The sequence below is a fragment of the Massilia sp. Bi118 genome (assembly GCF_918697865.1).
Classification (GTDB): domain Bacteria; phylum Pseudomonadota; class Gammaproteobacteria; order Burkholderiales; family Burkholderiaceae_D; genus Telluria.
Genome location: NZ_CAKKMV010000003.1, coordinates 456,991 through 465,652, shown reverse-complemented (window position 1 = coordinate 465,652; position 8,662 = coordinate 456,991). Strand labels below are relative to the sequence as shown.

Genomic DNA, 8,662 nt, shown 5'->3' with positions numbered 1-8,662 from the left:
AAGCGCTTGCACCCCTTGTCCGCGTTGTGTCGCTCGACACAACGATTGAACACAGCGCGTGGAAGACCCTTTAAAAGCGCCTGGAAAGTGGTTATCGTAGACATGGTTGCAGGTTTAGGTTGTGAGCATGAGAACTCAGGGTTTTAGTACCCTTAACCTTTACCTGCAACTCCTTTCCGATGGTCTACTACCAGCTCAACTGTCAATTATCTTGGACAGCAGTGCGCCTTCGCGGGAATGACGGCGGGGTTCACATCATTGCCGCATTCCGCACAGCCTCCCACGCCGCCCCGGCCAGCGCCGTCTCGACGCGGTTCCGCCCACCCTCCTTGGCCGCATACATGGCCCGGTCGGCGCACACGAACAGCTGCTCGATCTTGTCCAGCTGGGTCGGCACGATGGTCGCCACGCCCACCGAGACCGTGATCCACGGCGAGGTCGGCGAGCGCGGGTTCGGCAGCTGCAGGGCTTCCACCGTGGTGCGGATCGCTTCCGCCAGGCGGCTGGCGGCGATGCCCGGGGTCTCGCCGAACAGCAGCACGAATTCCTCGCCGCCGTAGCGCGCCGCCAGGTCGGTCGGGCGCAGCGCGTGCGCTTCGAGGGCCTGGGCCACCTTCTGCAGGCAGAGGTCGCCGGCGGCGTGGCCGAGGGTGTCGTTGTACAGCTTGAAGTGGTCGACGTCGAGCACCACCAGCGACAGCGGCTGGGCGTTGCGGATCGCGCGCTGCCATTCCTTTTCCATGAAGGCGTCGAAGTGGCGGCGGTTGGCGATGCGGGTCAGCGGATCCAGCATGGCGGCGCGCTGCAGCGCATCCTCGGACTGCTTGTGGTGGGTGATGTCATGCAGCAGGGCGACGAACTGGCCGTTGGCCGCGTGCATCGGCGTCATCGTCAGGTCCATCGCGCGCAGGCCGCCGTCGCGGTGGCGGATCAGCACTTCGCGGGTGCCGTTGCCGAACGCTTCCATCGCCGCGCAGCCGTCCTGGTGCGTGTCCTGGGCCACCAGCTCGGCCAGCGAGCGGCCCACCAGTTCATCGGTCGCGTAACCCAGGTAGCGGTCGCAGGCCGGGTTCGCGTACTGGATGCGGCCGCAGCGCTCGACGATCAGCAGGCCCTGGTCCATGCTGTCGACGATCATGCGCAGGCGGTCCGCCTGTTCCTTCTGGGCGTCGCTGCCGCTGGACAGGCGCAGCTGGGCGCGCACGCGGGCGCACACTTCCTCCATGCGCAGCGGCTTGGGGATGTAGTCGGCGGCGCCGATGTCGAAGCCGGCCACGATGTCGTCGGTCTCGCCGCGCGCGCTCATGAAGATCACGGGGATGCGCGCGGTCAGCGGGTGGGCCTTCATGCGGCGGCAGGTTTCCAGGCCGTCCAGGCCGGGCATGACGACGTCGAGCAGCACCAGGTCGGGCTGGATGCGCAGGGCGATCTCGAGGGCGCGTTCGCCGGAAGTGGCGACGAAAGTCTGATAACCCTGGCGCAGCATCATCGTGCGCAGCAGGGCAAGATTGTCCGGCGCGTCGTCGACGATCAGAATGGCAGGCTTGCGGGGCGCGGAAAGCCCCACGCTGGCTAGGTTGGTCATACTGTGCCTTATCAGGCTACGCAATGGGTACGTTCAAAATCATACCTTGTTGCGCACCATCAATGGGCAAGTATTGCTTGTTTGACAGAAAAATCTGTGACTTTGACGCAACTTCTGGTTGTCTAGGACAACCAGAAGTTACAGTGCAACCAGAGGATTACAGCTGGTCCTTGATCAGCTTGCCCAGCACGGCGATGCCTTCACGAATACGTTCCGGCGGCACGGTCACGAAGGACAGGCGTAGGGTATTGGTGGACGGATCGTTGGCGTAGAAGGGCGCGCCCGGCACGAAGGCGACGCGGGCGGCGATGGCCTGGTCGAGCAGCTTGGTGGCGTCGATGTGCTTCGGCAGGTCGACCCAGATGAACATGCCGCCTTCCGGACGGGTCCAGGTCACTTCTTTCGGGAACTGCTCGTCCATCGCGTCCAGCATTGCCTGGCACTGGTTGGCATACAGGGTGCGAATGGTCGGGATGTGCTCGTCCAGGAAGCCGTCCTTGACCACTTCGTGCACGACCATCTGGGTCAGCTGGGCGGTGTGGAGGTCGGCGGCCTGCTTGGCCAGCTCGAGGCGGCGCACCAGCGGCAGCGGGGCGCACACGTAGCCGAGGCGGATGCCCGGGGTCAGCACCTTCGAGAAGGAACCCATGTAGATCACGCCGTCCGGGTTCATGTTCAGCATGCGCGGCATCGGCTCGCCCTTGTACGACAGCGCGCCGTAAGGATCGTCTTCGATCAGCGGCAGGCCCAGGCGGGCGCAAGTTTCAACTAATTCGCGCCGACGTTCCAGCGACAGCGAGCGGCCAGTCGGGTTCTGGAAGTTCGGCAGCGCGTACAGCAGGCGCGCGCCCTCGGCCAGGCCTTCGAGCGAGGACGGCACCAGGCCGTGCTCGTCGGTCTCGACCGAGTGGAAATCGGGGCGGTAGACCGAGAACGCCTGCAGGGCGCCAAGGTAGCTCGGGGTCTCGACCAGCACTTTGCTGCCTTCGTCGATCAGCACCTTGCCCAGCAGGTCGAGCGCCTGCTGCGAGCCGGACACCATCAGGATCTGCTCGGGCAGGATCTTGCAGTCGGGCGTGGACAGGTATCCCGCAATCCAATCACGCAGCGGGGCGTAGCCGTCGGTCGGGCCGTATTGCAGGGCCTGTTTGCCGGTTTCCGACAATACCTTGTCGTAAGCGGCTTTCATGCGCTCGACCGGGAAGGTGGCGGGCGACGGCAGGCCGCCGGCGAAGGAGATGATCTCCGGACGCTGGGTAATCTTCAGGATTTCGCGGATCGCCGAGCTTTGCAGCTGCTGCGCGCGTTCCGAAAACTGCCACTGGATGGGATTGGGATTTTCGATTTTCATACTGATCTCACAGGAAGGACGGCGATTGGTGCGTCGGCCATTATAAAGCAGCTGGATGAGCCGCTTCGTTAAATGAGGCGTGCCTTGTGGGTTTGCCTCGGAACTTGCATTGGTGGGCACCCCGTGCCCACGTCATTGTTACGCGACTTCTACGATCATTTCGATTTCGACACAAGTGCCGCGCGGCAGCGAAGCCACGCCAAACGCCGAGCGCGCATGCTTGCCGGCATCGCCGAACACTTCGCCCAGCAGTTCCGAGCAGCCGTTCGTGACCAGGTGCTGTTCGTTGTATTCCGGGGTCGAAGCGACCAGGCTCATCACCTTGACGATGCGCTTCACGCGGCCCAGGTCGCCGCCTACAGCTTCCTGCAGGGTGCCCATCAGGTCGATCGCGACCGAGCGCGCGGCGGCCTGGCCTTCGGCGGTGGTCTTGTTCTTGCCCAGCAGGCCGGCGTTCGGCGAGCCGTCGGCGTTCTTGGCGATATGGCCGGAGATGAAGACCAGGTTGCCGGTCTGCACGTACATGACGTAGGCCGCGGCCGGGGCTGCCGGCGAGGCGAGGGTGATGTTCAGTTCTTTGAGTTTGTCGTAAACAGACATGGGGTCTCCAGGCTTACATAGATAAGAGCCGGTATTGTACGACTTGCCAATGCCTGAGGCTACCGCCGCACCTGCATCCGGCGCCCAAGGGCCACCACGGCAATCACCGCCAACGCAAAGCCGCAGTTCGCCACCGTGAGCGGCTCGCCCAGCAAGACCCAGGCCCCGCCCAGGGAAAGAAAAGGCTGCACCAGCTGCACCTGGCCGACCCGCGCCACCCCGCCCAGCGCCAGGCCGCGGTACCAGAAAAAGAAGCCGACGATGGTCGAGAACACGGTCGTGTAGCCCAGCCCCAGCCAGGCGCGCGGTCCGACCGCGCCGAGCCGTCCGAATTGTCCGGGGTCGAGTACGGCCAGCAGCAGGGCGCTGGGCAGCGCGGCCAGCACCAGCGCCCAGCTGATGGTCTCCTGGCCGCCCATGCTGCGCGCCAGCCTGCCGCCTTCTGCGTAACCGACCGCCGCCGACAGCACCGCTGCGAACATCAGGAAGTCGGCCGGCGCGAAATGGCCGCCGCCCTGGTCCAGCGCAAAGGCCACCACCAGGCTTGAACCGAGCAGGGCCAGGGCCCAGAAGCCGCGCGAGGGCCGCTCGTGGCCGCGCAGCGCCGAATACAGGGCCGTGCAGAGCGGCAGCGCGCCCACCAGCACCGCGCCGTGCGAGGCCGGCAGGGATTGCATGGCGATCGAGGTCAGCAGCGGAAAGCCGAGGATGCAGCCGAGGGCCACCATGGCCAGGGGCAGCAGCGCTGCACGCGGCGGCAAGGGCGCGCGGGACCAGCGCAGCCAGGCGCCGGCGATGACGGCCGCGCCCACCGCGCGCGCCAGGGCGACGAACAGCGGATCGAGTTCCGCCACCGCCATGCGCGTCATCGGCAGGGTCAGGCTGAACAGGGCGACCCCGGCCAGGCCGAGCAGCATGCCGCGCGATTCGCGCCGGCTGTCGGCTGGCGCCGCGGGCAGGGAAGAAGCGAGTGTCTGTGTCATGCGGGCTCCTGTGGTCTGGTCGTTGCGTCACTACTCCGTTGGCGCTATCCTAGCCCTCATTAGCAGTACAGTACCTATACACTTTTCCGCATAAACCCTCGCACTGTCATGGCGATATGACCAACACAGTTATCCAGGCGACGATTTCGCGCGATTCCGGCGAGCCGCTGGCCGACCAGATCGTGCGCGCGGTGGCCGCCCGCATCGACGACAAGCACCTGCGCGCCGGCGCGCGCATGCCCTCGATCCGCCAGTTCGCGGGCTTTCACGGCGTCTCGCCCTTCACGGTAGTGGCCAGCTACGACCGCCTGGTGGCCCAGGGCTACCTGGAGTCGCGGCGCGGCGCCGGCTTTTTCGTACGCGAGCGTTCGTCCCTGAACGCCGGCCTGCAGGCGAAACTTGCGCCCGATCCAGGCGAAGCGCCGAAGCTGGACGTGGTCTGGCTGATCCGCAACCTGTTCCGCCAGGCGCCAGGCCAGGCCAGTTCGGCGGCCGGCGTGCTGCCGGCGGAATGGCTGGATGGTCCCGGCATCGCCGGCGCACTGCGCGCGATCGGCCGCCAGCCGGGCGCCATGCTGCTCAACTACGGCAATCCCCACGGCTACCTGCCGCTGCGCCAGCAGCTGCAGCGCAAGCTGGCCGAGCTCGAGATCGAGGCGGCGCCGGAACAGATCGTGACCACGGTCGGCGTGACCCAGGCCCTGGACCTGGTGGCGCGCGAGCTGTGCCGCCCCGGCGACACGGTGTTCGTCGACGACCCGGCCTGGTTCCTGATGTTCGGCTCCTTCGCCGCCCTGGGCTTGAAGGTGGTCGGTATTCCGCGCCTGGCGGACGGGCCGGACCTGGCGCAGCTGGCCGACATGGCCGCGCTGCACAAGCCGCGGCTGTACGTCGTCAACTCGGTGCTGCACAACCCCAGTTCGACCTCGCTGTCGGCGGCCAAGGCCTTCCAGGTGCTGCGCATCGCCGGGGAGCACGACATCACCATCGTCGAGGACGATATCTATTGCGACCTGCATCCGGGACAGGCGGCGCAGCCGGCCACGCGCATGGCGCCGCTCGACCAGCTGCGCCGCGTGATCTACCTGGGGGGATTTTCGAAATCGCTGGCGGCCAGCCTGCGGGTCGGTTTCATCGCCGCCTCGCCCGAGCTGGCGCAGCGCCTCGCCGACCGCAAGATGCTGGGCACGCTCACCACCAGCGAGCTGGGGGAACGGGTAGTTTATAAAATTCTGTCGGAGGGCGTGTACCGCAAGCACCTGGAGCGCATCCGCGCGCGCCTGGATGGCGCCCGGCCGCAAGCCATCCGCCGTGTCGAGACGCTGGGACTGAGGCTGGAAAGCCTGCCCACGGCCGGCATGTTCCTGTGGGTCGACGCCGGCCGCGACACCAGCGTGCTGGCGGCGCAGGCGATGGAGCAGGGACTGCTGCTGGCGCCGGGCAGTTTGTTCTCCCCCAGCCAGTTGCCGTCCACGCGCATGCGGCTGAACGTGGCGGCTTTCGAGGATGCGCGGCTGTGGGACTTCCTGGCTAGCCTTCCCAGTTGAATTCCCCGTGCAGGGGCACGGCGCTGCCTTCGCAATATTGCTCGAAGCGTCCGTGCACCGCGCCCAGGCGGCCGTTGGTATAGCTGACCTTGTCGAGCACCATCCAGCCCAGCGAGCTGTTGCAGCCGAGCGCATAACTGCTGACCGACAGGCCGCCGAATGCGGTGTTGTGGGTGCCGTAGCGCAGCAGGTGGTCGTAGAAGCCCGGCTGCAGCTGGGCGAGCGAGCGCATGGCCTGGAAGTCGAACCTGAACTGGCCGCTGGCCCAGTTGCCCGAGTCGGCATCGAAGTTCAGATAGCCGCCGCTGCCCTGCGGGCCGGTGTCCGCAGACTGCAGTCGCAGCGCGGCATTGGCCGGCGTCAGCAGATACGTCTTGCCGCCGGCGATCGGTTCGCCGGCCGCCGCTTCCACATACAGGTAGTTGCCGCTGGCCGGCAGGGCGCCCGCCGGCGCCTTCCACAGCGTCGCCGGCACCGCCGTGCGCGGCCCCGCCGGCTGGCGCGTATCGCTGGCCAGCCAGTGGATCTCGCCGCGCAGGGCGCCCGGCGCGTCTTCGCAGTGCTGCTCGAAGCGCATCGTCAGCTCACTGAGCTGGCCGCCGGCATAGACCGCCTTGTCGACCACGACGCCCGAGCTGGAGGTATTACAGCCGCGTCCGTCGCCGAACCAGCTGAAGCCGCCGCGCGCGGGCCTCCATGAACCCTGGCCGAGGCCGGCGTAGTAGCCGGGCAGGATGGCGCCGGTATTGCTCATGGTCTGGAACGCGGCCTGCCAGCGGGTGTCGCCGTTGACCGTCAGGTCGAGCTTGCCGTCCTTTTCGGTCAGCGTGATCGCGGAATCGAGCGGGGTGAACAGGGCGTCGCCGTTGCCGATGAAATCGGAGCGGTCGCTGGACAGGTAGACGTAAGTGCCCGCCGGCATGGCTGTGCCTGGGCGCCAGAACAGTTCGGGCACGGCCGCCGGGCCCGGGAAGGCGGCGGGCTGGTCGGCGCGCCAATGCAGCTGACCGTGCAGCACTCCTTGCGGCGGGGAGATCCCATTCATGCAGATGATTTCGAAGCGCAGGTCGAGCGCAGCCAGCCTGCCGTCGGCGTAGCTGGCGTTGTCGACCGTGACCCAGCCCTGCTGCGTGCGGCAGGTGCCGTTGTCCACGCTGGCGTTGAGCACCGCTTCGGTGGGCGTGTTATTTGGCCAGGCCGTCACGTTTGTGTAGTTGCCCGCTACGATCCGGGAATAGACGGACGGCGCCTGGAAGCGGATGTCCCACAGGTGGTTGCCCTTGCCGCTGATGTCGAGGATATTGCCGAGGCTGGCGACCTCGATGGCGGCATTGGCGGAGGTCTGGAGCTCGGTCCGGCCGTGTGCCAGCACATCGCTCGCATTGCTCTCGATGTAAAGGAAATTGCCGGCAGCGGGCAGCGCGGCGGCAGGCGCGCGCCAGGAGCCGGGCGCGGACACGCTCACGCTGCCGGAATCGGCTGGCGTCCTGTCGTAGTGAATCGCGCCGTGCAGGGGCGCGGCGCGGCCTTCGCAATGCTGCTCGAAGCGCATGTCCAGACGTTTCACGAGGCCGCTGGTTTCGTATTCGATCGCATCGACGACGTACCAGCCCGTGGACGTGGAGCAGCCGCGGCCGGCGCCGGTCCAGCTCATGCCGCCCTTGACCGGATTGTGGAAGCGCGCGCCCTTGACGTCCGCGTAATAGCCCGGCGCCAGGCGGTTCATGGCGTCCACGCCTTCGATTTCCGCACGCCAGATGTCGTCGCCCGCGACCCGGATATTCAGGTGCGCGCCGGCGCCGTCCACCGTGACGAGCGCCGAGCGGCGGTCGAACAGCCAGGTCTTGCCCAGGCCGACATAGTCGCCGGGCGCGCTCTCGAAATAGGCGTAATTGCCGGCGCTGGCGGCCACCGATGCCGGCGGGCGCCACAGATCGCCGGTCGGGCTGGAGGGCAGGGGTGCGGTCGTCTTGTCGTTGACCGTATAGTTGACCGTGCCGCGCAGCGCGGCCGTGGCGCCGTTGCAGTTGCGCTGGAAACGCAGCGTAATGGCTTGCAGAAAGCCGTTAGCGTAGGCGACGTTGTCGATGATGATCGATCCCGTCGACGAAGTGCAGGTGCGGCCGTTGCCCCACCAGGTCAGGCCGCTCGCGCTGGCGTCCATGTTGTCGCGGTAGAGAGGGACGGCGGTGTATTCGCCGATCTTCAGTTCGGTCGCGTTGCCGCCGGTCTGGAACACGCCGGTCCATTGCTCGTCGCCCTTGACCTCGACCACCAGGCGGTTCTTGACGGCGGTGACCGTGATGACGGCATTGCTTGCCGAGTATTGGTAGGACTTGCCCTGGCCGATCGTGTCGCCTTGCTCGCTTTGCAGGGTGATCGACGTCGCGGTCGGCAGCGGGGGCGGCGCCACAGGGGGCGTTCCCACCGGCGGCGTGCTGCCGCCAACGGCCGCGCCACCGCTTCCGCCGCCCCCGCAGGCGGCAAGGAAAAGGAGGAAAACGGACAGCGGGAAGAGTCGGCGCAGGAAGGTAGTCATGGCAAGCCTGGAAAGGGTTTGCCGATTCTAGCTTCCTTTAAGACAACTATTTATTGA

Annotated in this window: 6 protein-coding genes; 1 reads left to right on the top strand and 5 read right to left on the bottom strand. The window is 66.7% G+C overall.

Annotated features, from left to right (window positions below):
- Positions 1-250 precede the first annotated feature (250 nt).
- The 4 genes from LQV39_RS06860 to LQV39_RS06845 all read right to left on the bottom strand — a co-directional run bounded on the left by LQV39_RS06860 (position 251) and on the right by LQV39_RS06845 (position 4,519).
- Entirely contained in the window at positions 251-1,585 is a 1,335-nt protein-coding gene (locus LQV39_RS06860; RefSeq protein ID WP_230022187.1) for a diguanylate cyclase, read from the bottom strand.
- Between the two features lie 157 nt (positions 1,586-1,742).
- Positions 1,743-2,936, bottom strand: coding sequence for a PLP-dependent aminotransferase family protein (locus LQV39_RS06855; RefSeq protein WP_230022178.1), 1,194 nt, complete (start codon positions 2,934-2,936; stop codon positions 1,743-1,745).
- Between the two features lie 138 nt (positions 2,937-3,074).
- Entirely contained in the window at positions 3,075-3,536 is a 462-nt protein-coding gene (locus LQV39_RS06850; protein WP_230022170.1) for a RidA family protein, read from the bottom strand.
- A gap of 59 nt (positions 3,537-3,595) precedes the next feature.
- A complete protein-coding gene (locus tag LQV39_RS06845) occupies positions 3,596-4,519 on the bottom strand; it encodes a DMT family transporter (protein ID WP_230022161.1) in 924 nt (307 codons plus the stop codon).
- A gap of 116 nt (positions 4,520-4,635) precedes the next feature.
- Between LQV39_RS06845 and LQV39_RS06840 the strand changes: the two genes are divergently transcribed.
- Positions 4,636-6,066, top strand: a complete 1,431-nt coding sequence (locus LQV39_RS06840) for a PLP-dependent aminotransferase family protein (RefSeq protein WP_230022152.1) — start codon at positions 4,636-4,638, stop codon at positions 6,064-6,066.
- On the opposite strand, the gene LQV39_RS06835 is transcribed toward LQV39_RS06840, so the two are convergent.
- A complete protein-coding gene (locus tag LQV39_RS06835; protein WP_230022139.1) occupies positions 6,050-8,605 on the bottom strand; it encodes a hypothetical protein in 2,556 nt (851 codons plus the stop codon). The two genes, LQV39_RS06840 and LQV39_RS06835, sit on opposite strands and share 17 nt — an antisense overlap.
- Between the last annotated feature and the right edge of the window lie 57 nt (positions 8,606-8,662).

Bases quoted from the DNA above. Each gene is read 5' to 3' on its own strand.
- LQV39_RS06860 (WP_230022187.1), bottom strand. From the start codon at position 1,585: ATGACCAACCTAGCCAGCGTGGGGCTTTCCGCGCCCCGCAAGCCTGCC.
- LQV39_RS06855 (WP_230022178.1), bottom strand. From the start codon at position 2,936: ATGAAAATCGAAAATCCCAATCCCATCCAGTGGCAGTTTTCGGAACGC.
- LQV39_RS06850 (WP_230022170.1), bottom strand. From the start codon at position 3,536: ATGTCTGTTTACGACAAACTCAAAGAACTGAACATCACCCTCGCCTCG.
- LQV39_RS06845 (WP_230022161.1), bottom strand. From the start codon at position 4,519: ATGACACAGACACTCGCTTCTTCCCTGCCCGCGGCGCCAGCCGACAGC.
- LQV39_RS06840 (WP_230022152.1), top strand. From the start codon at position 4,636: ATGACCAACACAGTTATCCAGGCGACGATTTCGCGCGATTCCGGCGAG.
- LQV39_RS06835 (WP_230022139.1), bottom strand. From the start codon at position 8,605: ATGACTACCTTCCTGCGCCGACTCTTCCCGCTGTCCGTTTTCCTCCTT.